At 31.7% G+C, this 22580-nt stretch carries 26 protein-coding genes; 12 read left to right on the plus strand and 14 right to left on the minus strand.

Annotation, left to right across the window (positions count from 1 at the left end; genetic code table 11):
• Nucleotides 1-76 precede the first annotated feature (76 nt).
• From AC1Q5Z_RS03605 to AC1Q5Z_RS03645, 9 genes are all read left to right on the plus strand, one after another.
• The gene (locus AC1Q5Z_RS03605; protein WP_343588873.1) at nucleotides 77-1075 is read left to right on the plus strand and encodes a glycosyltransferase family 2 protein; all 999 of its coding nucleotides are present in this window, start codon (nucleotides 77-79) and stop codon (nucleotides 1073-1075) included.
• 2 nt (nucleotides 1076-1077) lie between these two features.
• Nucleotides 1078-1674, plus strand: a complete 597-nt coding sequence (gene coaE / locus AC1Q5Z_RS03610) for a dephospho-CoA kinase (RefSeq protein ID WP_286966082.1) — start codon at nucleotides 1078-1080, stop codon at nucleotides 1672-1674.
• Nucleotides 1675-1733: 59 nt separating this feature from the next.
• Entirely contained in the window at nucleotides 1734-3320 is a 1587-nt protein-coding gene (locus AC1Q5Z_RS03615) for a sensor histidine kinase (protein WP_198856091.1), read from the plus strand.
• Between the two features lie 3 nt (nucleotides 3321-3323).
• Nucleotides 3324-4040, plus strand: a complete 717-nt coding sequence (locus AC1Q5Z_RS03620) for a response regulator transcription factor (RefSeq protein WP_095927693.1) — start codon at nucleotides 3324-3326, stop codon at nucleotides 4038-4040.
• Nucleotides 4041-4551: 511 nt separating this feature from the next.
• Nucleotides 4552-5313, plus strand: coding sequence for a hypothetical protein (locus tag AC1Q5Z_RS03625; RefSeq protein ID WP_343588874.1), 762 nt, complete (start codon nucleotides 4552-4554; stop codon nucleotides 5311-5313).
• A complete protein-coding gene (locus AC1Q5Z_RS03630) occupies nucleotides 5303-6694 on the plus strand; it encodes an RtcB family protein (RefSeq protein ID WP_343588875.1) in 1392 nt (463 codons plus the stop codon). The genes AC1Q5Z_RS03625 and AC1Q5Z_RS03630 overlap by 11 nt, the downstream gene beginning before the upstream one ends.
• 15 nt (nucleotides 6695-6709) lie before the next feature.
• Nucleotides 6710-7321, plus strand: a complete 612-nt coding sequence (locus AC1Q5Z_RS03635) for a hypothetical protein (protein WP_343588876.1) — start codon at nucleotides 6710-6712, stop codon at nucleotides 7319-7321.
• Nucleotides 7309-7998, plus strand: a complete 690-nt coding sequence (prfH, locus tag AC1Q5Z_RS03640) for a peptide chain release factor H (RefSeq protein ID WP_492443831.1) — start codon at nucleotides 7309-7311, stop codon at nucleotides 7996-7998. Before AC1Q5Z_RS03635 ends, prfH begins: the two co-directional genes overlap by 13 nt.
• Nucleotides 7985-8515: a hypothetical protein gene (locus tag AC1Q5Z_RS03645; RefSeq protein ID WP_343588878.1), complete on the plus strand. Its 531-nt coding sequence runs from the start codon at nucleotides 7985-7987 to the stop codon at nucleotides 8513-8515. The genes prfH and AC1Q5Z_RS03645 overlap by 14 nt, the downstream gene beginning before the upstream one ends.
• Nucleotides 8516-8708: 193 nt before the next feature.
• On the opposite strand, the gene AC1Q5Z_RS03650 is transcribed toward AC1Q5Z_RS03645, so the two are convergent.
• The 9 genes from AC1Q5Z_RS03650 to AC1Q5Z_RS03690 all read right to left on the minus strand — a co-directional run bounded on the left by AC1Q5Z_RS03650 (nucleotide 8709) and on the right by AC1Q5Z_RS03690 (nucleotide 17190).
• A complete protein-coding gene (locus tag AC1Q5Z_RS03650; protein ID WP_492443832.1) occupies nucleotides 8709-9455 on the minus strand; it encodes an acyl-[acyl-carrier-protein] thioesterase in 747 nt (248 codons plus the stop codon).
• Nucleotides 9456-9470: 15 nt separating this feature from the next.
• Complete coding sequence (gene miaA, locus AC1Q5Z_RS03655; RefSeq protein ID WP_343588880.1) at nucleotides 9471-10400, minus strand: tRNA (adenosine(37)-N6)-dimethylallyltransferase MiaA; 930 nt, start codon at nucleotides 10398-10400, stop codon at nucleotides 9471-9473.
• 152 nt (nucleotides 10401-10552) lie between these two features.
• Complete coding sequence (locus AC1Q5Z_RS03660) at nucleotides 10553-11392, minus strand: ion transporter (protein WP_343588881.1); 840 nt, start codon at nucleotides 11390-11392, stop codon at nucleotides 10553-10555.
• 28 nt (nucleotides 11393-11420) lie between these two features.
• A complete protein-coding gene (locus tag AC1Q5Z_RS03665; protein ID WP_492443833.1) occupies nucleotides 11421-12782 on the minus strand; it encodes an exonuclease domain-containing protein in 1362 nt (453 codons plus the stop codon).
• A gap of 51 nt (nucleotides 12783-12833) precedes the next feature.
• Nucleotides 12834-13490 (minus strand): YggS family pyridoxal phosphate-dependent enzyme, encoded by a 657-nt coding sequence (locus tag AC1Q5Z_RS03670; RefSeq protein ID WP_492443834.1) that lies wholly within the window; start codon nucleotides 13488-13490, stop codon nucleotides 12834-12836.
• Nucleotides 13487-14083 carry a hypothetical protein gene (locus AC1Q5Z_RS03675; protein ID WP_492443835.1) on the minus strand — a complete coding sequence of 199 codons (597 nt, stop codon included), beginning with the start codon at nucleotides 14081-14083 and terminating at the stop codon, nucleotides 13487-13489. Before AC1Q5Z_RS03675 ends, AC1Q5Z_RS03670 begins: the two co-directional genes overlap by 4 nt.
• A gap of 49 nt (nucleotides 14084-14132) precedes the next feature.
• Nucleotides 14133-15020: a 3-hydroxyacyl-CoA dehydrogenase family protein gene (locus tag AC1Q5Z_RS03680; protein ID WP_095927681.1), complete on the minus strand. Its 888-nt coding sequence runs from the start codon at nucleotides 15018-15020 to the stop codon at nucleotides 14133-14135.
• 92 nt (nucleotides 15021-15112) lie between these two features.
• Nucleotides 15113-16078: a Gfo/Idh/MocA family protein gene (locus AC1Q5Z_RS03685; protein ID WP_095927680.1), complete on the minus strand. Its 966-nt coding sequence runs from the start codon at nucleotides 16076-16078 to the stop codon at nucleotides 15113-15115.
• A 110-nt stretch (nucleotides 16079-16188) separates the two neighbouring features.
• Complete coding sequence (locus AC1Q5Z_RS03690; protein ID WP_343588885.1) at nucleotides 16189-17190, minus strand: RDD family protein; 1002 nt, start codon at nucleotides 17188-17190, stop codon at nucleotides 16189-16191.
• Between the two features lie 120 nt (nucleotides 17191-17310).
• On the opposite strand from AC1Q5Z_RS03690, the gene AC1Q5Z_RS03695 reads away from it, so the two are divergent.
• A complete protein-coding gene (locus tag AC1Q5Z_RS03695; RefSeq protein ID WP_177209989.1) occupies nucleotides 17311-17952 on the plus strand; it encodes a protein-L-isoaspartate(D-aspartate) O-methyltransferase in 642 nt (213 codons plus the stop codon).
• Nucleotides 17953-17982: 30 nt separating this feature from the next.
• Here AC1Q5Z_RS03695 and AC1Q5Z_RS03700 read toward each other — a convergent pair whose 3' ends face one another.
• The 3 genes from AC1Q5Z_RS03700 to smpB all read right to left on the minus strand — a co-directional run bounded on the left by AC1Q5Z_RS03700 (nucleotide 17983) and on the right by smpB (nucleotide 20252).
• Nucleotides 17983-18990 carry a helix-turn-helix domain-containing protein gene (locus AC1Q5Z_RS03700; RefSeq protein WP_343588886.1) on the minus strand — a complete coding sequence of 336 codons (1008 nt, stop codon included), beginning with the start codon at nucleotides 18988-18990 and terminating at the stop codon, nucleotides 17983-17985.
• Nucleotides 18991-19077: 87 nt separating this feature from the next.
• A complete protein-coding gene (locus AC1Q5Z_RS03705) occupies nucleotides 19078-19716 on the minus strand; it encodes a hypothetical protein (protein WP_492443836.1) in 639 nt (212 codons plus the stop codon).
• An 80-nt stretch (nucleotides 19717-19796) separates the two neighbouring features.
• Nucleotides 19797-20252, minus strand: coding sequence for an SsrA-binding protein SmpB (gene smpB, locus AC1Q5Z_RS03710; protein ID WP_095927676.1), 456 nt, complete (start codon nucleotides 20250-20252; stop codon nucleotides 19797-19799).
• 140 nt (nucleotides 20253-20392) lie between these two features.
• On the opposite strand from smpB, the gene AC1Q5Z_RS03715 reads away from it, so the two are divergent.
• Both AC1Q5Z_RS03715 and AC1Q5Z_RS03720 read left to right on the plus strand, forming a co-directional pair.
• Nucleotides 20393-21031, plus strand: coding sequence for a hypothetical protein (locus tag AC1Q5Z_RS03715; RefSeq protein WP_343588888.1), 639 nt, complete (start codon nucleotides 20393-20395; stop codon nucleotides 21029-21031).
• A gap of 106 nt (nucleotides 21032-21137) precedes the next feature.
• Nucleotides 21138-21362: a VF530 family protein gene (locus AC1Q5Z_RS03720; RefSeq protein WP_278022034.1), complete on the plus strand. Its 225-nt coding sequence runs from the start codon at nucleotides 21138-21140 to the stop codon at nucleotides 21360-21362.
• A 3-nt stretch (nucleotides 21363-21365) separates the two neighbouring features.
• Here AC1Q5Z_RS03720 and AC1Q5Z_RS03725 read toward each other — a convergent pair whose 3' ends face one another.
• Together AC1Q5Z_RS03725 and AC1Q5Z_RS03730 are read right to left on the minus strand one after the other, a co-directional pair.
• Nucleotides 21366-21920 (minus strand): DUF3575 domain-containing protein, encoded by a 555-nt coding sequence (locus AC1Q5Z_RS03725; RefSeq protein WP_343588889.1) that lies wholly within the window; start codon nucleotides 21918-21920, stop codon nucleotides 21366-21368.
• 107 nt (nucleotides 21921-22027) lie between these two features.
• Nucleotides 22028-22576, minus strand: coding sequence for a GNAT family N-acetyltransferase (locus AC1Q5Z_RS03730; protein WP_343588890.1), 549 nt, complete (start codon nucleotides 22574-22576; stop codon nucleotides 22028-22030).
• Nucleotides 22577-22580: the final 4 nt, after the last annotated feature.

A 22580-nucleotide genomic window follows, 5' to 3' on the forward strand; every position in this document is an offset into this window, starting at 1 on the left:
TTTTTGTGGATATACCATATCTTTGTTAAAATTTTAAAACAATAAAAATTTACCCTTTAATAACGTGCATTCTGCTATGATTTTTTCTTTAATTATACCCGTGTATAATCGTCCAGATGAAGTTGATGAGCTTTTGGAAAGTCTCTCAAAATCTGATTATAATGAAGCTTTTGAAATTGTTCTTGTCGAAGATGGATCATCCATTCCATGTAGAGATGTGGTGATGAATTATCAAGGAAAATTAAATATATCATATTATTTTAAAGAAAATTCAGGGCCAGGAGATTCTAGAAATTTCGGAATGCAGAGGGCTAGAGGAGACTATTTTATCATTTTTGATTCAGATTGTATCATTCCTTCGCAATATTTAACAGAAGTTCGCAAAGAACTAGATGAAAAGTATGTAGACTGTTTTGGAGGTCCGGACAAAGCTTTAGATAGCTTTTCGGATATTCAAAAAGCGATCAATTTTGCCATGACTTCTTTCTTGACTACAGGAGGAATTAGAGGTGGTTCTGAGAAGATAAACAAGTTTCAGCCACGTAGTTTTAATATGGGTATTTCTAAAAAAGCTTTTGAAGCTTCAAAAGGTTTTGGAAATATACATCCAGGTGAAGATCCTGACTTATCAATTCGTTTGTGGAATTTAGGCTTTGAAACCAGACTGTTTAAAGAAGCTTATGTGTACCATAAAAGAAGAATTGATTGGGAAAAATTCTCTATTCAAGTAAACAAATTTGGAATAGCTAGACCAATTTTAAATAGTTGGTATCCAGAACATAATAAGCTAACTTTTTTCTTTCCGACGTTTTTTATTCTTGGTTTATTATTAGCTTTTTTATTGTTAATTTTCAATATCGATATTTTATTACAATTATATTTTGTATATTTCGTTATAATTTTTCTTACAGCTAGTGTTCAAAATAAAAGTATCAAAATTGGATATCTATCTGTAATAGCAGTGTGGAAACAGTTTTATGGTTATGGAACAGGATTTTTAAAATCATATGTGAAAGTAATTTTACTAAAGAAAAAACCACAAGAGGCTTTTCCGCGTATGTTTTTTAAAATATAAGAATGACAAAAGTTATTGGTCTTACAGGAGGAATAGGCAGTGGAAAAACTACTGTTGCAAACTATTTTCAAGAAATGGGAGTTCCTGTTTATATTGCTGATGACGGTGCGAAAAGAGTAATGCAGTCAAAAAATATTCTCGCAGAGGTTAAATCTGCTTTTGGTGGCAGTATTTTTGATGATGAAGTTTTAAATCGTGCCAAATTAGCGCAAGTTGTTTTTAACGATAAGGAACAGTTGGCAAAATTAAATGGAATTGTTCATCCGGCAGTGAAATTAGATTTTGAGCAATGGGTAAAAGAACACAAAAATTATGATTATGTAATGTATGAAGCCGCTATTCTATTTGAAAGTGGACGATATAAAGATTGTGACGTAATTATAACAGTGACAGCTCCTGAAGAAGTGAGAATTGAACGAGTTATAAAACGAGATAAAACTACCCGAGAACAAGTTTTAAGTAGAATGAAAATGCAATGGAATGACGAAAAACGAATTTCTAAGAGCAATTTCGTGATTAATAACAATAATCTTAAAAATGCTAAAGAAGAAGTTGTTAAAATTCTTAAAATTTTAAATATAAAACAAAAACAGTCTTAAATGTTAATATTTGGTTAATGTATTATTTAGTATATTGTTAAAATATTAATTTTGTTTCGATGAATAAATTATTTTTTAGAATACTTGTTTTACTGATGAGTTTGTCCTTAATAGGGATTATTCTGGTACAAGTATTTTGGTTCAATTCTTCGTTCAAAAATAATGAAGAACAATTTAAATACCACGTTACTCAAGTAATTGGAAATGTTGCAGATAAACTGGAACAACAAGAAGAGTACAGTTTCTACGACAAATACAACCGTATAAAAGATAGTACGGGTAAAATTCCAAAAAAAGAAGATTTACTAGAAGTACTTTACGTACAGAGAAACACGAAAACGAATAAAACAATCGTTTATTCAAATACATTGACATCTGAAGATTATGATATCAATGGTTCTGTTTTTAACAAAAAATTCAGTAGTGAACGTTTTAAGAATTTTAGTTCTAAGAGAGTAACAGAAGTTTACAATAACAATAGCGGAATTGACAATAATAGTTTAGGACAGAGTATTATTCCTGATCTTAAAATAGAAAAGTCAGGAAGCTTAGACATTTTAAATAAAGTTCAACAGCAAATTCAATATAAAGATATTGCTTCATTAACTCCTATTGAAGGGAGAATTACAAAAGACAAGCTCTTTAAATTATTGAAAAAAGAACTAGAAGAATATGGTGTGAAAACCAAATTTGAATTCGGAATATACAGCAGTGGAGTTCCAACAAAGATTAAGTCCGACGGATTTCATTTTGATAAAGAATCTACATATAATATTCCAATTTATACAGATAATGAAGGAAATAGCAGATACGAATTATCAGTTACTTTCCCGCATAAAAAGAAATTCTTATTATCTGAATTATTAAGTATTACTATTTTATCGATAGTTTTTACATTAATTATAATAGTTGCATACACAAGTGCGTTAAATCAATTATTGCGTCAGAAGCATATTTCTGAAATCAAGACCGATTTTATAAATAATATGACGCATGAGTTTAAAACTCCAATTGCAACTATAAATCTAGCATTAGATGCTATAAGAAGTCCGAAAGTTATTGAAGATAAAGAAAAGGTTTATCGTTATCTTCAAATGATTCGAGACGAAAATAAAAGAATGCATGCGCAGGTTGAGAACGTTCTTCGTATTTCAAAATTAGAAAAAAGAGAACTAGACATAACCAAAGAACCTACTGTTGTGACAGATATAATTGACGATGCTATTGAGCACGTAAATCTTATCCTAGAAGATAGAAAAGGTACTGTAGTAAAGCATTATAATGCAGCAAGAACAACCTGTTTGATAAACGAAGTTCACTTTACAAACGTGCTGGTTAATATTTTGGAAAATGCCATAAAATATTCTCCAGATGAACCAGAGATTGAAATCTTTACTGAAAATATTAAAGATATGATTTTGATAAAAGTGAGAGATCATGGGTTGGGAATGAGTAAGATAGCTCAAAAACGAGTGTTTGAGAAATTTTACAGAGAACACACAGGTGATCTTCATAATGTAAAAGGACACGGATTAGGGCTTGCTTACGTAAAAAGAATAGTAGAGGATCACAATGGTCAAGTATATGTAGAAAGTGAAAAAGGAAAGGGTAGCACCTTTATAATAAAAATACCATTAATAAATTAAAATATGGAAAATACTAACAAAAGAATACTTTTAGTAGAAGATGACCTAAATTTTGGGGCAGTTCTTAAAGATTATCTAATGTTAAATGACTTTGAAGTTACTTTAGCTAAAAACGGTATGGAAGGTTTCGAAAAATTCAAGAAGGATGTGTATGATTTGTGTATTCTTGATGTAATGATGCCTTATAAAGATGGTTACACTTTGGCCAAAGAAATTAGAGAGAAGAACAGTGAAGTGCCAATTATCTTTTTAACAGCAAAATCTATGAAAGAAGATGTGTTAAAAGGTTATAAAGCTGGTGCAGATGACTATTTAAATAAACCTTTTGATTCTGAAGTTCTTTTAATGAAAATTAAAGCAATCATTCAAAGAAAATCGGCTGATACAAAAGCGGAACAAGTTCAGTTTGAATTTAATATTGGTAAATTCCACTTAAATTCGAAATTAAGATTCTTGACTTTCCAAGATGAAGAACCAATTAAGTTATCTCCAAAAGAAAATGAATTGCTTAAAATGCTTATTCTTCATGAAAATGATTTAATGCCGAGAGAATTAGCTTTAACAAAAATCTGGAGAGACGACAACTACTTTACATCAAGAAGTATGGACGTTTACATCGCTAAATTAAGAAAATATCTAAAAGCAGATGAAGATGTTGAAATCTTAAACATTCACGGAGAAGGTTTCAGATTAGTGATAAAAAGCAAAGTTTCTGAATAATTAATTCACCAACAAAATTTAAAGCCCTGAGAAATCGGGGCTTTTTTTGTGCATTAAATTAGAATATTTTGGATTTATTTCTGCGATATGAGTTTTGTTTTAATTGTTTGAATTTTAGATATTTAGAAAGTGTATTTTAGGTTCTAAAAATAGTTGTTGTATTTATTTTGAAGAATTTTCTTTAAATAAATTTGGAAAATCAAAAAAGTATTATGAATATTTGCACACGAAAAAATTAATAACCCTTTAAAAACGAAGAAAAAATGTTTGTACTTACATTGACATCTCAAAGCTTTACACCAAACAGATTTGGTGAAGCAGTTCTTCGTGGCTTATTTCAATCTTAGAAATACAATTTTTGATATATAAAAAAGCCCGAAGACAATAAGTTTCGGGCTTTTTTTTATTCTAGACTCTTCAAAATTTTCCCGAAAATCGATTTTTAGAATTTATCTGTCAGGATAAATGGTTTAGCCTTTTTGGCTGTTAATTTAATGCACGATAATTTTTTATGGAAAATTATGCGGAAGACGAGTATGCTTTATGTACCCGTTTTAAAAGCAAAAGAAAAAAGAAAAGATTAGTAAAAGAAGATTTTGAAAAACAATTAATTCAATTAAGAAAGCTTGAAATTGAACTCTGGAAAAAGCGAAGAGACTTACCATTAGTTCCTTTAGAAATTCATTATCAAAAAGGCTGGCAACGTAATTTTAAATTAAGAGATGATATTGCGAGATCTAGTGATGCTTCATTTTACAGAGAATTATTGGAAAAAATAAATACATGGCGGTTTTCTCCCGAAAAATCTTTTAAACGAAAGAAAAAGAGAAAAAGAAGAAATGTTTATGTTGAAAAATTCCAAACAGTAAAAGAATTTTCGGAATGGGAATGGAAAAGTTCAAAATTAGAATTGACCGAAAAAGAAAAAACTCATTTTTATAAAAGGGAAAGGTGGTGCAGCAATTGCAAACGATACAAAATTCATTATGTATTTAATGAACCTTGGCGATATGTTCTTCGCGTTAGCCCTTATATGATAACGCATACAAAAATGGTCGATTCAGATTTAGAAAGCCAAATTCAGCTTATTGATAATTATATTGTTAATCACGATCTGAGAGATAAAATAAACAGATTAATACACGGCAGTTCTCGTAAATGGAGTTACTATGAAAAAGAAAATCCAAAAGAGATAAGTCCAATTAAAAATAAAAGTCTGCATGCATTGTATCAGCAATATGCAGATGATATGATAGAAAATCATGGGAAATAAATTATCTGGAAAAGACCTGATTAAATTAGGTTTTCCAAAGAACAATTCAATAAACATTGCCTTAGGGCAGATAAACAGATATAGAAAAAGAGAAAAAAAAGAATCTATTCTAACGGAAGCGAAAGATGTATTGTTAAATCCTGAAAAATATGAAGGAAACGGAACATGGGGCAAAGTTGCGGAAGGTTTGATAAAACCCGTTCAAGTAAGAATGCATCAGCTTAAAACAACAAGATCGCCTTTTACCATTTTTGGAGAGAATGAAATCGATCAGCAAGCAAAATTTCAATTATACGATTCATTGAAATTACCAGTTTCGGTTGCAGGTGCTTTAATGCCAGATGCACATTCTGGTTATGGACTGCCAATTGGTGGCGTATTAGCAACTAATAATGCAATTATTCCATATGGAGTTGGAGTTGATATTGGATGTAGAATGAGCCTTTCAATCTTTGATTTACCAGCGTCTCATTTCAAAGGTAGAGAGCATCAATTAGAAGCTATTCTCAAAGACAATACAAAATTCGGAATGTATGAAACACATGCTTCAAGAGTCGATCATGAGGTTTTTTATAAAAGCGAATTTCAAGATATTCCTTTGTTAAAGAATCTTTTGCCAAAAGCTTACAAGCAATTGGGAAGTTCGGGGGGAGGAAATCATTTTGTAGAATTCGGAATTGCAAAAATTGATAATCCAGAAAACGAGTGGAAGCTTGAAAAAGGAGAATATTTTGCTGTGTTGTCACATAGTGGTTCTCGCGGCTTGGGTGCTAACATTGCAAAACATTATACTTATTTGGCAACAAAACAATGTCCGTTACCAAAGAATGTACAGCATTTAGCTTGGTTAAATTTGAATACGCACGATGGTCAGGAATATTGGTTGGCAATGAATTTAGCTGGAGAATATGCAAAAGCTTGTCATGATGATATTCATAGAAGAATTGCTAAAGCGATTGGGAAAAGAGTTGTAGTAACCATTGAAAACCATCACAATTTTGCATGGAAAGAAACAGTAAATGATCAGGAATGTATTGTACATAGAAAAGGAGCAACTCCTGCAGGAAAAGGTCAGTTGGGAATTATTCCAGGTTCAATGACAGCGCCAGGTTTTATTGTAAAAGGCAAAGGAAATGCAGAGAGTTTAAACTCAGCTTCACACGGTGCTGGACGTTTGTTTTCGAGAGCAAAATGCAAAAGCAGTTTTACGCAAAGTCAGATTAATAAAGAGTTGAAGAAACATGCTGTGACTTTGATTGGCGGTAATATTGACGAAGCTCCAATGGCTTACAAAGACATCGAAAAAGTAATGGCAAACCAAACGGATTTAGTCGAAGTTTTAGGAACATTTACACCTAGAATTGTTAGAATGGATCGCTAAAAAAAAGTAAAGATTATGGAAAGATTTCAAGACGAAAATAAATGGTTGGGAAGTTTTTACAATGAGATTTTGGTTAAATGTCCAAAATGTGAATCGAAAGCGAGTGTGAAAGAAGAATTAAAGGAAAAATGTGAATGTGGAAGATGCCATAATATGGTTTTTGAATGCAAAAATTGCTTTTATAAAATAAACGAACCTGTATATCAATACATTGCTTTTGGCAAAGAATATTGTAATAATTGCCACGAAAAATTTGAATACCAATCCCAGCCATTAAAAGAAAAGCCTTTAACGTATAAGACGAAATGCCCTCATTGTAATTTTCAAGAAGAATGGAAAACTAAAACTTATAGGGTTAAAGTAGAATCTAAATTGGACAATGGTTTAGTAAGAGATCATTGGTATAATTTACCACTTTGGTTTCAAAAAGGAGTTTGTAAAAACGTTTTATGGGCTTACAATCAGGAGCATATTGCTTATTTGGAGAGATACATTAAAGCAGATTTACGAGAAAGAAATAATAACGGAAGCGGCAATGGAACAATGGTTTCAAGGCTTCCAAAATTTATTAAAGAAGCAAAAAATAGAGAAAAGCTTCTTAAAGTATTAGAAAAATGGAAAGAATAATTCAAATAACAGGGGGTCGGGGACCTGCAGAATGCACTTGGGTTGTTGCCCAAGTGCTTAAAAAAGTTTTAGAAGAAGCGCAGGATCAAAATTTAGAAACTGTTTTGCTTCAGCGAGAAGCGGGCAGTGAAAATGGAACTGTAGAAACGGCATCGATTGCCGTAAGAGGAAAAAATGCAGATCAGTTTGTGGATTCTTGGATAGGAACAATTCAATGGATTGGCCAAAGTCAGTTTAGGAAAATGCATAAACGCAAAAACTGGTTTATCGGCATTTTTGAAATTGAACAACAGAAAAATAATTTGTTTTCTGAAAATGATATTCAGTATCAAGCCATGAGAAGCTCTGGAGCAGGAGGACAGCATGTAAATAAAGTAAGTTCTGCAATTAGAGCGACTCATATTCCAACAGGAATTGCCGTCGTGTCAATGGACAGCCGATCGCAGCATCAGAATAAAAAACTGGCAACAGAACGATTAATTAAAAAATTAGAAGACGAGAAATGGCTTCAACTAAAAAATCACGTAGGAAAACAATGGGAAAACCAGCTGAATGTACAACGTGGAAATCCTGTTAGAGTTTTTACTGGAAGTGATTTTAAAAAGAATAAAGTAGAGAAAAGTTATAAAGGAACTCGTCAGAAACTAAAAAACGATTTACGAAATGAAAACAATTGATAAATACCTATTTCAAGCTTTAGATAATTATCCTTATTCGCTTGAAGAAACCATAGAATCTTTAGATTACGCTTTTTCTTATGATTCAAAAAATACAATGGTTTTGTGTTTATACGGAAGAATTCAGGCAGAGCAACTTATGAATTACGAGGAAGCAAAATCGTATTTTCAGGAAGCTTTAGCTATTAATATTCATGCTCTTGAAGTTTATCCGTATTATTTGCAAACGTTGATTGTGAATGGAGATTATGAAGAAGCTCAAAAATTAATTGACTTTGCTTTGACAATTAAGGGAATAAATAAAGCGATGATTTTTGTAAGGAAAGCTGTTTTGTTGGAAGTGCAGCATAAATTCAAAGATGCATTAAAAGAAATTAAACAGGCAAAATTATATTCTATTCAACATGATTATGATTCTGGAATTAGTGAAGTAGAAAAACGAATTAAAGATAAAATTGATTTGTTGGAAAAGAAGAAACCTAAAGAAAAGAAAAAATCTAAAAAGAAATCGAAATGATTTTAAACAAAAAACGATGCAATTTTGCATCGTTTTTTGTTTTCAAGTGATAAATACACAAAGTTTGTCATTTCGACGAAGGAGAAATCTTCGCAAGTAACTCCATAAAGATTGGATTCTCGATGCGGAGCTACTCGTGGAGATTTCTCCTTCGTCGAAATGACAAGATTGTGGGAATAGATAGAAGAGAATTTTATTTCCAGTGTAATTCTAATGCAAAACAATTTTTATCGCCTTTTGTAATGCTGAATGTTGTTGCTGAATGATCTTCGTTGTCATTTTCATGAATAATAACTTGATCGTTTAGAGAAAGTTCTTTTAGAAAATTCATTTCAAAGCTTTTAACTTCTTGTTTTAGAATTCTTTTGGCATCGACATGATCTAGGCACCATTCTAAATATTTTACATTATTAGCATGATTTACAATATCTAAATCAGATAAATAAACTGTTTTTTCGAAAACCGATTCTTTTTCAGGATTAATGTTGATTCGGGAAAATCCTTCAACAGTAGCTCTGTTATCTGGGTAAAGTTCGAAATGTTCAAAAGGTAAAGCCAAGGCTTCTGGACGACGTGCTTTGGTGTTGAAAACAGCCCAATAGGTTTCGCTTCCAACAATCTTTTTTCCGTTTACATACATCTCAAGTGCACGAACAGAACGTGAATTTTCAAGGCTATTAATCCAAGTTTTTACAGTGACAACATCTTGCCATTTTGGTAAAGTAGTTATTTCTACACGCATGCGGCTCAAAACCCACGCCTGATCAAATTCCTGCATATCTGTAAAACTGATTCCGCCTACTTCTGAATGAGCTGCAGCGGTAAGCTGTAAAAGATTGCATAAATCAGTATATTTTAAGTAGCCGTTTGGCGTACATTGTGTAAAATTAATTTCCCAGTCTTTACTTAAAACTGATGTGAAATTTGGAGATATTGGCATTGCTAATTTTAGATTTTAGATTGATGATTTTAGATTTTCTTCGATGTAATGAATAATCTCATTTCTATCGGTCGAATAATCAAACCATTTGGTATTTTCATTTCGTTTAAACCACGTTAATTGTCTTTTCGAAAATCTGCGGGTGTTCTTTTTTATTTCTTCAATTGCGAATGGCAGAGTGAATTCTCCGTCAAAATAACTAAATAATTCTCTATAACCGACCGTTTGTAAAGCATTTAACTCTTTGTTAGGATAAAGGGTTTCTGCTTCTTTTAGCAAACCTTCATTCATCATGATGTCAACACGCTGGTTAATTCGGCTGTAAATTACTTCTCTATCTGCATCTAAACCAATTAAAATAGGAGTGAAGTTTCGGTTGTTTTTCTTCAAATTTAAAAATGAAGAATATGGTTTTTGCGATCCAATGCAAACTTCCACAAAACGCATCATCCTCTGTGGATTTTGTAAGGTCTGCGGATTTTCGATTGTTATTTTCTGATAGTAATCTGGATCGAGATTTTGTAATTGTTCCTGAAGATATTCGATTCCGAGTTTTTCGTAGTTTGAATTTACTTCTGTGCGTACTTCTGGATCGATTTCTGGAAATTCGTCAAAACCTTTTAAAACGGCATCTACATATAAACCTGATCCGCCAATTAAAATTGCAAAATCATTATTTTGATATAATTCTTCTAGTTTTAAAAGCGCCTCTTTTTCGTAATCGCCAACGGTGTAATTTTCGAAAATCGATTTGTTTTGAATGAAATGATGCTTGGCAGCCTTTAATTCTTCCTGATTTGGAACGGCAGTTCCGATCGTCATTTCTTTAAAAAACTGACGGCTGTCACACGAAACAATTTCGCATTTAAAATGTTGTGCCAAGGCGATGCTTAGGGCTGTTTTCCCGATAGCTGTTGGTCCGACGATTGTTATTAGGTATTTCATATTTTTTAGCCCAGATGGTAATGGAAACCTCAGACTTATATTTGTTAGTTTTTAGGGAATAAAAGAGCGGCCAACGGAAGCAATTTTTATAACTTTAAAAAACAACAAAGATAAGGAGGAGTTGTAATGTACAGCTAGATTAGCTTCATAAATTAATTATTAGGCAATGTTTTTCCGCATTGATAACAATATTTTGCATTATCAAAATGCAGTTGGGCATTGCATTGCGAGCAGGTTCTTTTTCCATTTACTGAGTTGTTTCGGAAACTAGCTTTGGCAAATTCTGCTGTTACAATACCTGTAGGAACTGCTATAATTCCGTAACCCATAATCATAACAAGTGATGCGAGAAATTGCCCAAGCGGTGTTATTGGAGAAATATCTCCATAACCTACTGTAGTAAGTGTTACAATTGACCAATAAATACTGACAGGAATACTGGTAAAACCACTTTCTTTGCCTTCGACAACGTACATTAAAGCACCTATAATAATGGCACTGATGATTACAAAATATATAAAAACGAGTATTTTTTCTTTGCTAGCTTGCAATGCTTCTTTTAACTGGTAAGATTGATGCGAAATTTGCGGAATATGCAGAATTTTGAATAATCTGAAAAAACGCAGTATACGGACAATTGTCAAAACATTTGTTGCAGGAAAAAAGATTGACAAATACATTGGTAGAATCGCCATCAAATCTATAATTCCGTAAAAGCTAAAAACATATTTTATAGGTTTTTGTATAGCAATAATCCTTAAAATATATTCTATGGTAAAGAAAACGGTAATAATCCATTCGCAGATAAGGAGTTGATGATGGTATTTATGATTAATGCCTTCTACTGTATCGAGCATTACCAATAATACGCTTAATAATATGAGTCCCAAGAGAACCAAATCGAACATTCTGCCCAAAATGGTATTTGTTCCGTAGAGAATGATTTTGATTTTTTCTCTAAAAATCTCGTATTTTGATTTGTATTTTGTCATATCACTAAGATACGTAAAGTTTATCGTATTAAAAATGCATAATTTTTAATGACTTGCTTTTGCGAATGTAGCTCTGAATAATATTTTTTACGTCACGATTATGCTGCATTGGGATTAGAATGTTTTTAAGAATATCAATATTTGTGATTTGATAGTTCAAATCGTAATAAGCATAACCTTGATATATTCCATTTTCTATCAAAATAGCACTTCTTTCGTTTACATTTCGACCTCTGTCGATTATGATCATGCTTTTATTTTCGAAACTGTTTTCTGAAATAAACTGCTGTACTCTTAAATTGTAGACTTCTGGCGTCACTTCGCCAATACAAGCGCCGTCACACTCTTTTATTTTATATTGAAAACACTCTTTTTTGGTTTGGTATAAACCTGTCAATTTCTGGCATAAATGGTATTTTGCCGTAAATCTAAAAAGGGCATTTTTGCCTTCTTGCAAAGAGGCAAAAGATGTAATTTCTTTTTTACGTCCGTCTGCTTTTTCAAGTTTTAGGTTTATATATCCGTTTGCATCTTTTTCTGCATATAAGGCGAAAGGAAAAACAGTTTTCTTTTGCGAACGATTGTATTTCGGACGATTTATTTTTACTTCCTGGCTTTCTTTTAAAAGCGCAACTAGCTCGCTTCCGGTTTCCTCATAAGTTATAGTAAAAACTTCTGCCTGGATTTTTTTGCTTTTAGTTGTAACTCCTGTAAAATGCTGATTGACTCTCTTTTTGATATTTTGGCTTTTGCCGATATAAATCAAAGTACCACTTTCATTATAAATATAATAAACCCCAGTTTTGGTTGGCATCTGATTTAATATGTCTAAAAATTTAGGAGAAATCCCTTTTTCGACTTCGAGTTTTATAAAATCTTTTACGATTGTTTTCTCTGTGTCTTTTTCTAAAAGCATTTTGAACAGCTTTGTTGTTGCCATAGCATCTCCGCTCGCACGATGTCTATCTGCCATTGGAATTCCAAGAGCACGCACCAATTTGCCTAAACTGTAAGAAGGCTGTTCTGGAATTAGTTTTTTAGCTAATTCTACTGTGCAAAGTGTTTTAGCCTCGAAATCGTAGCCTAAACGACGGAATTCAGTACGAAGGATTCTGTAGTCAAAAGAAGCGTTGTGAGCCACAATTACGCAATCTGAAGTAATTTCAATAATACGTTTGGCAACTTCATAGAACTTTGGTGCCGACTGTAACATAGCGTTATTAATTCCAGTCAGTTTTACTACAAACGGCTGAATCGGAATTTCGGGATTAACAAGACTGATGAATTGGTCTACTACTTCATGTCCATCAAATTTATAGATGGCGATTTCAGTAATTCCCTCTTCATTAAATTGTCCTCCAGTGGTCTCTATGTCAAGTATTGCGTACAAATTAATTGCTCAGTCTCAGTTTTAGTAATCAGTTAAATCTATGATTTATGTTTAGCGTCCGCCAAAAATGCTGCTTCCAATTCTTACCATTGTGCTTCCGCATTCTATGGCTAATTGATAATCTCCAGACATTCCCATTGAAATTGTTTTTAAATCAACAATCTGCAGTTTTTGGATGGAATCAAAAATAGATTTTAAATGTGTGAATTCTTTTTTTATTTGGTTTTGGTCTTCGGTGAAAGTGGCCATTCCCATTAAACCTAAGATACGAATATTTTTCAACTCTTTGAACTCTGAAGAAGTTAAAAGTTCATTTAATTCATTTTCGTCCAAGCCAAACTTAGATTCTTCTTCTGCAATATAAATTTGAAGAAGACAATCTATAATTCTATTGTTTTTTAAAGCTTGTTTATTTATTTCTTGTAATAATTTCAAACTGTCCACACCATGAATCAAAGTGACATATGGCGCCATAAATTTGACTTTATTTGACTGAACATGACCAATCATATGCCATTGAATGTCTTTTGGCATTTGTTCCCATTTTTCAGTCATTTCCTGAATTTTGTTTTCTCCAAAAATGCGCTGACCTGCTTCATAAGCCTGCATCAAGTCTGAAACAGGTTTTGTTTTTGAAACGGCAACGAGGGTTACGTGTTCAGGTAGTGTTGATTTTATAGAGGTAAGATTTTGTTTTATGGTGTTCATCTTAAATCTTTGTAGGTCTTAATTATTTTATCGTTTTGTTCAGTTATCCAGTCTTTTAAGTTCATCGACAAAATATTCTCAATTGTTTTAGATTGGTTTAATTCTGCAATGCTTAAATCGAATTCCTGAATAGTATCTTTTTTGTTTTTGTCTCTCCTAACAAGTTTGATTTTTGCATGAAATAAGACATCATTAAAATAATAAAATTCACTATTGATTATTTCTCCAAATGAATTTTCGTAAAACAGACTTGAATTGTATTCACCTTTTAAAAGCCTCCTGTTTTTACTAAAATTATATTTGTTTTGCTCTTTCCTTGTTAAACTATTGTAATAAGATTCATCAAAATGGAAAAGATGAATGGTGTACGAAAACGTACCTTTTCCAAGTATTACTTCTGTTGTTTTGCCAGGACTCTCAATTTTCATTTCAGCTCCAGTTAGACCTTCAGATATAATCTTGTAGTCCTTAACTTCGCAAATACTGTCAATTTGATAAATTGAAAACTCACGGTTTTTTAATGTTAATCGATCATTTTGCGAAATGCAAACTGTTGTGAACAATAAAAGAATTAAAACTAGATTTCTTTTCATCAAAGAATTTATATTTCTTTAAATTAGGTTTTACATATAAAGATGGAGATTATAAAAACTGCTTCGAGATTTTCTCTGCTTTTTTGCTTTCGCTGTAATCGTAAAAACCTTCACCAGATTTGACTCCCAATTTTCCGGCTCTAACCATATTTACTAAAAGTGGGCAAGGAGCATATTTTGGATTTTTAAATCCGTCGTACATTACATTTAGAATGGCAAGGCAAACATCAAGTCCAATAAAATCAGCTAATTGAAGTGGTCCCATTGGATGCCCCATTCCTAATTTCATTACCGTGTCAATTTCATAAACTCCAGCCACTTTATTGTATAACGTTTCGATTGCTTCGTTTAGCATAGGCATTAAAATTCTGTTTGCTACAAAACCTGGATAATCGTTTACTTCAACAGGAACTTTACCTAATTTTTCAGATAAAGTCATGATAATTTTAGTTACTTCATCGCTTGTATTATATCCGCGGATGATTTCAACCAATTTCATAATCGGCACCGGATTCATGAAATGCATTCCGATAACACGTTCTGGATGTGCTACAACAGCTCCAATTTGTGTAATTGAAATTGAAGAAGTATTGGTAGCTAAGATTGTATTGTGAGAGCAATATTCGTTTAATTGTTTGAAGATGTTTAGTTTTAATTCAACATTTTCAGTTGCAGCTTCAACTACTAAATCAACACCAACAACACCGTCTTTTATATCTGTATAAGTAATAATATTGGTGATTGTTTTAGCAACATCTTCTTGCGTAATTGTTCCTTTAGAAAGCATGCGATCTAAGTTAGCAGCAATAGTTGCCATTCCTTTATCTAATGATTTTTCAGAAACATCGATTAATTTTACAGTAAATCCGCTTTGCGCAAAAGTATGCGCAATTCCGTTACCCATTGTCCCTGCTCCAATTACAGCTATTGTTTTCATATTACTTTTGATATTATATTTTACGATTTAGCCACGAATTCACAATGTTATCGCGAATTTCGTGGCTAATTTTATTTTTAAAATTCTTTAAATTATTTGTCGAAACAGTCAATAATTTGATACGCCACTCGCAATGCATCTGTCGCTTGCTCCAATGTTACAACTGGTGTAGTATCTGTATTGATTGCATTTGCAAAAGATTCTAATTCGTCCAGAATTGCATTGTTTTGTTCTACATCTGGATTAGTGAAATAAATTTGTTTTTTAACACCTTCAGCATTTTGAAGAATCATATCAAAATCTCCAGGAACTTCTGGCGCATCTTTCATACGAACTACTTCGCATTTCTTTTCTAAAAAGTCAACAGAAATGTAAGCATCTTTTTGAAAGAAACGTGACTTACGCATGTTTTTTAATGAAATTCTACTGGCAGTTAAATTGGCAACGCATCCATTTTCGAATTCGATTCTAGCGTTGGCAATATCTGGAGTATCGCTAATTACAGAAACTCCACTTGCATGAATGTCTTTTACTTTTGAATTAACTACACTTAAAATTGCATCTATATCATGAATCATTAAATCTAAAACCACAGGAACGTCTGTACCACGCGGATTAAATTCGGCCAAACGATGTGTTTCAATAAACATCGGATTTTCGATCATGTTTTTTGTAGCAATAAAAGCGGGATTAAAGCGCTCTACGTGACCAACTTGTCCTTTTACATTGTATTCTTTTGCTAAAGCAATAATTTCTTCAGCTTCTTCTACAGTATTGGCAATTGGTTTTTCGATAAAGATATGTTTTCCAGATTTGATCGCAACCTTTGCACATTTGTAGTGTGAAAGTGTTGGAGTTACAATATCAATCACGTCGACAGCGTGAATAAGTTTTGCAATTGTGCTGAAGTTTTTATAGCCAAACTCTTTTGAGATTCTTTCGGCATTTTCTTGATTTTCGTCGTAAAATCCAACTAATTCGTATTTGTCAGATTGTTGTAATAAGCGTAAATGTATTTTACCAAGATGACCAGCACCTAAAACTCCTACTTTTAACATGAGAATGTATTTTAAACAAAAATATAATTTATTTGTTGAACGTGAAAATGAATGCTACAAAGATTTCGTGATTTGATAATTTAAATCAATCTCACTTATGTTTTTATTAATTAATAAAAATCTCTCTTAAACATAGTGAAGTATACAACTAAAAGTATTCCGAATGAGATTACTAAAAATTGTGTATATCGATCTTCAATTTTGCGATCTGTTTTTTTATTGACAACATAAGTGTCTGAATAATCGTCGTGTAAATTTTTTCCAAGCAAAAATGAGAAACTTTCAAACGGAACAAATCGAAGTAATGTTCGTTTCAAAATCATTTGAAAATTTGGTGAATTTCCTTCTTCGTCTGTTATATAACATGATGTTATAAATTTTGCAGGTGTAGTTTTAAAAATAGATTCAAATAATAAATAATATATAAATTTAACGGTCCAAAAGAATGCTATTCCTGCAAATTGTTCACCAAAAGCACTTTTGAAATAGCCGAAAAAAGTCATTATGTCATTACGTCGATCGGCGTATTCAATATATCCAAATACAATTGCAAGTATAATGAAAGAATCAATGAATAAGTTTAAAAAGCGTTTTGTGTTTGATGCGTTTTCAAGCTCATTTTCGGTTGTTTGAATATCATCTTCAATTCCTTTAGGATTTAGCTCTTTGGTTAGGAAATGATAAGAGATGAAAATGTACAATAGCGTTATTGTGATATAAGAAACACTGTAAATATTTAGTTTTTCCAAATTAAAAAGAATAATAAAAGAGATTATTTTTGTTATAGAATCTAAAAAAACTAGACAATAATTGAAAGCTAAGAGTTTGGTTTCTTTGTATTTTGAAAAATAATAAATTAAAGTGCCAGAAAGGAAAGTTAAAATAAAAAAGAAATTTACAAGTCCCAGTGAAATAGTGCCGCCTGGATCACCATGAATTACGTGTCTAGGGATATAAATATCCATTCCTGCGAAGCCATATGGCTGAATATCTAATAGTATAAAATTTAAAAATGCTGTAACATCTTCAAAATCATAAAAGACAAAAAAAAAGGATTTTAAAATCCCCAATAATGAAAACAGTAAAGATAATCCGAGTATAATTTTTTTCATAAAATGGTTGTGTTTGTTATGTTTATGGTTTTAATCAAAAATAGAAATTAAATCATAAAAAAAGTAGTTGACTTTTGATCATTTGTTTTCTTATTTTTGCGAAAATAAAACCTACTCATTTTGAAAGATACTGCCAAACATCAAGGACTTCGTAATCAATTAGTAACTACTTTAGAGCAAAAAGGAATTACTGATAAAGCAGTGCTTGATGCGATAAAAAAAATCCCGAGACACCTTTTTTTGAATTCAAGTTTTGAAGATTATGCTTATCAAGATAAGGCTTTTCCTATTGGAGCGGGTCAAACTATCTCGCAGCCGTATACGGTTGCTTTTCAATCCCAGCTATTAGAAGTAAAAAGAGATCACAAAGTTTTAGAAATCGGGACTGGTTCTGGTTACCAAACGGCTGTTTTGTTTATGCTTGGCGCTAAAGTTTATACAGTTGAAAGGCAAAGTGAATTATTTAAGACAACATCGAATCTTTTTCCAAAATTAAATATTCGTCCAAAGCATGTTACTTTTGGAGATGGATATAAAGGGCTTCCAAATTTTGCTCCGTTTGACAGTATTATAGTTACGGCGGGTGCACCATTTATTCCTCAGCCGTTAATGGCTCAATTAAAAATAGGAGGAAGACTTGTTATTCCACTTGGAGAAGATGTTCAGATTATGACCTTATTAATCAGGAAAAATGAAACTCAATTCGAAAAACATGAATTTGGAGAATTTAGATTTGTTCCTCTATTAGAAGATAAAAATTAATAAGAAAGCCCAGTTTTTAGCTGGGCTTTTTTATTTTTCGATTAATTGTATCGCGCTTTTTAAGTTTTCTTTTTCAATTCGAATGATATAATTAATAAAAATTGATTTGTCATTCTGAATCTGACTTTCCTCCAAAATGGAGAAATATTCATCGATACTCTTTTGATTTTCGTCAATTGTGACGTATGTATAATTATGTTGGATTAAAATCCAGTTCAATGCTAAGTTTGCCATTTGCAGATTTCCATTTTCAAAAGGCCTAATTTCAGCTATTTTTAGATGAGCTTCAGAAGCGAGAATTATGGGATGCAGATTGTTTTTTTGTGATTCATACCAATTAAAAAATAAATTCATTTCACGTATAATAAGTGCATCATTGGTATATTTTCCAGAACTTTCAGATTCAAATCCTTTAAAAAGAAAAGTGTGAAGCAAAAGAAAATCTTTTTCATTTAATGCCGTTTTCTTTTGAATTAGATCTTTAATGTAGAATGTTGCTTCTTGAAAATTAATAGCTTCAAGATGATTTTGCATGCTTTTTCCAGAAATGGTCAATCCTTCATTTAAAACTAGTTTAGTTTCTTCAAATGTTAATGGATTTTTGTTTAAATGAATACTTTTAAATATAAATTCTAATTCCAAAGTTTTTGAAATTTGACGGAACTCAAAATGATTAAAAGAATGGATTTTATTTTTTAAGATTTCAATCTCATCCAAGATATTTTGAATAGAAAATATTAATGCTGAGTTGATTTCTTTTTTATTGTTTTGAATTTCTTGTTCAGCTAAAATTAAGGCTTTTAATGCAAATTCTTCATCGCCAATTTCATAAAGAATTTTTTCTTTAAGCCAAGCAATCATTAAAGTTTCGTAATCAATTTCTAAAAGCTGAGCTAGTTTTAAAATCTGTTCTTTTGTTGGTTTTCGTGTTCCCGATTCAAATTTACTGATTAACGCTTGATCTATTCCTGCTAATTGTGCCAATTCACGGGTTTTAAAACCTTTTTGTTCTCGTGCATTTTTTAAAAGTGATTTCATTTTTGATGAAAATTATAGTCTTGACAAAATTAGTCATAAATTTAAGTATAAAAAAAGCAACATTTTGAAGTTGCTTTACTTTTTATTCTATTTTGGAGGCAAAGAGCCGTCTTTTCTCATTTCTTTTACCACTGTTTGCATAATTGCGTCTACTGTTTGCCCTAAATCAGTTACATATTGTGATTCTGTAGTTCCTGTCCAGATTAATTTGTTTTGTTTTAATGAAAATACATTGGTTTCTACCATATAAGATGTAGTTTCTTGATAATATCCAGGATCGTAGAAATTAGGCGAGTACATTCCGTACCAATTCCCAAATCCATAACCATACATTCCTGTATACATTCCGTCAAATCCACCATAATACATTCCAGTGTAAGTTCCAGGGACATAATTAACTTCTTTTTCTTTGCTGACTAATCGCATACTGATTACGCCATCAAAACCTTCATCTTGTAAAACCTTTAGTTTCTGTTCTTGTGATAATTGTGAAGTTGCATCTAAGTATTGGTAAGAGGTCTTAAATATTGGATTGCTTGCTGCAATTCTATTTTCTGTAATTCGTCTCGAAGCTTCGTCCTTGACCAAAGCTACAACCAAAACTTTCTTGAAATGTTCCTGAGTGATGGTTACATCAGGATCTCTCCAGCTGTTTACAATAGAAGTATTACTGCCACAACTTGAAAATGCCAAAATAGCGAAAAACAAAACGAAGTACTTTTTCATATTTTACAGTTAAATTATTTTGTAATAAAAATAACGATAAAATATTATAAAAAGGTCATTATAAGGAAATTAAATTTCTTTTAATTATAAGCTTTTTTAATACGGTCTAAGTCTCTCTTAGTATCTTGCTCTTTTAGAGATTCACGCTTGTCGTAGTTCTTCTTTCCTTTGCAAAGGCCAATCTGCAATTTGGCTAACCCTTTTTCATTTGTAAATAGTTTCAAAGGAATAATAGTTAGTCCTTTTGCTTGTACACTTTTATGAAGTGTTTTTAATTCTTTTTTATTTAAAAGTAATTTTCTTTCGCTTCTCGATTTATGATTGAATTGATTTCCAAAAGAATATTCTTCAATATATGTATTAATAGCAAAAAGTTCCATCCCGCTGAACTCGCAGAAGCTTTCGGTAATGTTTGCTTTTCCTAGACGTATAGATTTAATTTCTGTTCCTGCCAAAACAATTCCAGCAGTATAGGTATCGATTATTTCGTAATCGAATCGGGCTCTTTTGTTAAGTATATTGACTGATTTTATCATAGTTGCAAATGTAAAACAAAATTGAAAATAATGTAGCAGTTAAAGATAATTAAAGATTTTTTTTAATCTATGATTTTAATCAGTATTAAGGAAAAAACTTACCCATAAGTTTGCCTTGTAATTTAAAAAAACAAAATAAAATGAAAAAGATTGTAACATTAGTGAGTATGGTGTTAATCGGTTTAACTGCTAAAGCTCAAGATTCGTCTCAAGGGTTAAAAGGAGCTTGGTTTGCCACTTCTCAGTTTGGGTATCAGCAGACTAAAAATGAGGGTGATAAAAACACAAATTTATCTGTAATCCCAGTTGTAGGTACGTTTGTTACTCCATCAGTTGCTGTTGGGGCAGGTGTTGGATATATTAATATCAAAGCTCAGACAGATGCAGGAACAGCTGCAAAGACAGATTTAATTGTTGTTCAGCCTTTAATTAGAAAATATTGGAACGTAGCAGGTTCATTATATTTCTTCGGACAAGCAGCAATTCCAGTTATTACTGGAAAAGAGAAAGAAAGTGAGTTGAAAGTTAATCAAGTTGGATTGTCAGTATCAGGAGGTTTAGATTATTTTGTTACGAAAAACTTCTCTGTAGAATTCTCTTATGATTTGGCTAATTTTACTTCTACAACATTAAAAGCTCAGGATGGAGAAAAAACAACGGTTACCAATTTTGGATTGGCACATGTTGCTAATGTTGACCCATTTTATAATACTGCTTTGGCAGGAAGTAATCCAAACTTGACTTCTCCTGTTTCTGTAGGTTTTAAATTTATATTCTAATTTATTCTTTATTTGATTAACGTAAAATTCTTTTAGTAATTTTGCAAAAAAAGAAGACCGTACTTTTTTGAAGTACGGTCTTTTGATATTATTTAAAAAGTATAAGATGCAAAATCAATCTAAAGATCCTTTACACGGAATTACACTTCAAAAAATTGTCGAAACTCTAGTAGATTATTATGGTTTTGATACTTTAGGAGAATTAATACCTGTTAAATGCTTTACCTCAAATCCGAGTGTGAAATCAAGTCTTACTTTTTTAAGAAAAACAGATTGGGCTCGTAAAAAAGTAGAAGAACTTTACATTAAAACACTTCCTAAATTAAGCTGAGTTTTATAATTTATAAGAAATCATTACACCTCCGCGGTATGGAAGCCATTCTCCACTTTTGTTGTAATTTGGTGCTTTTTCGTATCTTCCAGGAGTTCCGTCGTTATAGTATCCTTTATAAAATCCTTGGTGCCATCCACCGCCAACAAAAAAGTCAAGTAAAAATTTATCACTTAGTTTTAAATTGTAACCAACTGTAGCTCCAATTCTATAACCGAAACCATCTTCGTACTTATTAGTATCCCAATAATTCCATTTTTGTAATTCGTATTTATCGGCTCCAATATGTGCTCCAGCATAAAAACCATTATATTTTTCTTTAAAATGATAACGGATTTCTGGAGTAATAGTAACAAATTTCATCGGGTTATTTCCGTTGAATGATTCCCAGAAAGAAGCCATTACATCGGCGCTAAAAGTGGTTTTTTCTCCAATACTGGTTTCTATACCAATATTTGGAATTGCAAGTAATGCAGTTGCTCCGTTAAATTTTACAAATGTCTGGCTTTGTAATTGAATGCTGACTAAAAGAACAAGTAGGGCAGGTATTTTTTTCATAAAGTTTTTGGAATTCAAAATAGCTACTGTAGCTAATTTCGAGCGCAAATATAACGTATAATGCTTTATAACTATTGTGTGTAAGATTATTTTAACAAGAATAAATTCTACTTTTCTAATAATGAGTAAATTACCTTGTCAAGAAATTTTCCTTCCCAAAATTCTGACTCTTTTAAATGAGCTTCTTTAACAAAACCACATTTTTGTAAGACCTTTTCAGATGCATAATTTTCTGGATCAATAACAGCTTCTATTGAGTGGAGTTTTAGATCTTCAAATCCATATTTTATAAGTCGATTAACGGCTTCTGGTATAATTCCTTTTCCATGATGATCTGGTGAAAGCATATAGCCTATTTCAGCTCGGTAATTTTCGGGTTGTATTCTGTAATAACCAATAATTCCTAATAATTTAGGATCGTCTTTAAGTCTGATCCCCCAATTTATTCCAATATTGCTTTCAATTTTTTCATTAATCATTTGGATATGTTCCAAGGCATCTTCGTGATTTTTTACTAAAGGTCTCGGAATATATTTCATGGTTTCAGGATTAGAACGCAGTTCAAAAACTTCTTCTACATCTTTGTCGGTAATTCTATCTAGAATTATACGCTCAGTTTCTATTATTGGAAATGGCGTAAAGTTAAAATCTAACATTTTG

It is taken from the genome of Flavobacterium sp. GW823-FHT06G12 (assembly GCF_058794775.1).

Excerpts from the sequence above, each read along its gene's own strand:
- AC1Q5Z_RS03605 (WP_343588873.1), top strand. The coding sequence starts at position 77 with ATGATTTTTTCTTTAATTATACCCGTGTATAATCGTCCAGATGAAGTT.
- coaE (WP_286966082.1), top strand. The coding sequence starts at position 1,078 with ATGACAAAAGTTATTGGTCTTACAGGAGGAATAGGCAGTGGAAAAACT.
- AC1Q5Z_RS03615 (WP_198856091.1), top strand. The coding sequence starts at position 1,734 with ATGAATAAATTATTTTTTAGAATACTTGTTTTACTGATGAGTTTGTCC.
- AC1Q5Z_RS03620 (WP_095927693.1), top strand. The coding sequence starts at position 3,324 with ATGGAAAATACTAACAAAAGAATACTTTTAGTAGAAGATGACCTAAAT.
- AC1Q5Z_RS03625 (WP_343588874.1), top strand. The coding sequence starts at position 4,552 with ATGGAAAATTATGCGGAAGACGAGTATGCTTTATGTACCCGTTTTAAA.
- AC1Q5Z_RS03630 (WP_343588875.1), top strand. The coding sequence starts at position 5,303 with ATGGGAAATAAATTATCTGGAAAAGACCTGATTAAATTAGGTTTTCCA.
- AC1Q5Z_RS03635 (WP_343588876.1), top strand. The coding sequence starts at position 6,710 with ATGGAAAGATTTCAAGACGAAAATAAATGGTTGGGAAGTTTTTACAAT.
- prfH (WP_492443831.1), top strand. The coding sequence starts at position 7,309 with ATGGAAAGAATAATTCAAATAACAGGGGGTCGGGGACCTGCAGAATGC.
- AC1Q5Z_RS03645 (WP_343588878.1), top strand. The coding sequence starts at position 7,985 with ATGAAAACAATTGATAAATACCTATTTCAAGCTTTAGATAATTATCCT.
- AC1Q5Z_RS03650 (WP_492443832.1), bottom strand. The coding sequence starts at position 9,455 with ATGCCAATATCTCCAAATTTCACATCAGTTTTAAGTAAAGACTGGGAA.
- miaA (WP_343588880.1), bottom strand. The coding sequence starts at position 10,400 with ATGAAATACCTAATAACAATCGTCGGACCAACAGCTATCGGGAAAACA.
- AC1Q5Z_RS03660 (WP_343588881.1), bottom strand. The coding sequence starts at position 11,392 with ATGACAAAATACAAATCAAAATACGAGATTTTTAGAGAAAAAATCAAA.
- AC1Q5Z_RS03670 (WP_492443834.1), bottom strand. The coding sequence starts at position 13,490 with ATGAACACCATAAAACAAAATCTTACCTCTATAAAATCAACACTACCT.
- AC1Q5Z_RS03675 (WP_492443835.1), bottom strand. The coding sequence starts at position 14,083 with ATGAAAAGAAATCTAGTTTTAATTCTTTTATTGTTCACAACAGTTTGC.
- AC1Q5Z_RS03680 (WP_095927681.1), bottom strand. The coding sequence starts at position 15,020 with ATGAAAACAATAGCTGTAATTGGAGCAGGGACAATGGGTAACGGAATT.
- AC1Q5Z_RS03685 (WP_095927680.1), bottom strand. The coding sequence starts at position 16,078 with ATGTTAAAAGTAGGAGTTTTAGGTGCTGGTCATCTTGGTAAAATACAT.
- AC1Q5Z_RS03690 (WP_343588885.1), bottom strand. The coding sequence starts at position 17,190 with ATGAAAAAAATTATACTCGGATTATCTTTACTGTTTTCATTATTGGGG.
- AC1Q5Z_RS03700 (WP_343588886.1), bottom strand. The coding sequence starts at position 18,990 with ATGAAATCACTTTTAAAAAATGCACGAGAACAAAAAGGTTTTAAAACC.
- AC1Q5Z_RS03705 (WP_492443836.1), bottom strand. The coding sequence starts at position 19,716 with ATGAAAAAGTACTTCGTTTTGTTTTTCGCTATTTTGGCATTTTCAAGT.
- smpB (WP_095927676.1), bottom strand. The coding sequence starts at position 20,252 with ATGATAAAATCAGTCAATATACTTAACAAAAGAGCCCGATTCGATTAC.
- AC1Q5Z_RS03715 (WP_343588888.1), top strand. The coding sequence starts at position 20,393 with ATGAAAAAGATTGTAACATTAGTGAGTATGGTGTTAATCGGTTTAACT.
- AC1Q5Z_RS03720 (WP_278022034.1), top strand. The coding sequence starts at position 21,138 with ATGCAAAATCAATCTAAAGATCCTTTACACGGAATTACACTTCAAAAA.
- AC1Q5Z_RS03725 (WP_343588889.1), bottom strand. The coding sequence starts at position 21,920 with ATGAAAAAAATACCTGCCCTACTTGTTCTTTTAGTCAGCATTCAATTA.
- AC1Q5Z_RS03730 (WP_343588890.1), bottom strand. The coding sequence starts at position 22,576 with ATGTTAGATTTTAACTTTACGCCATTTCCAATAATAGAAACTGAGCGT.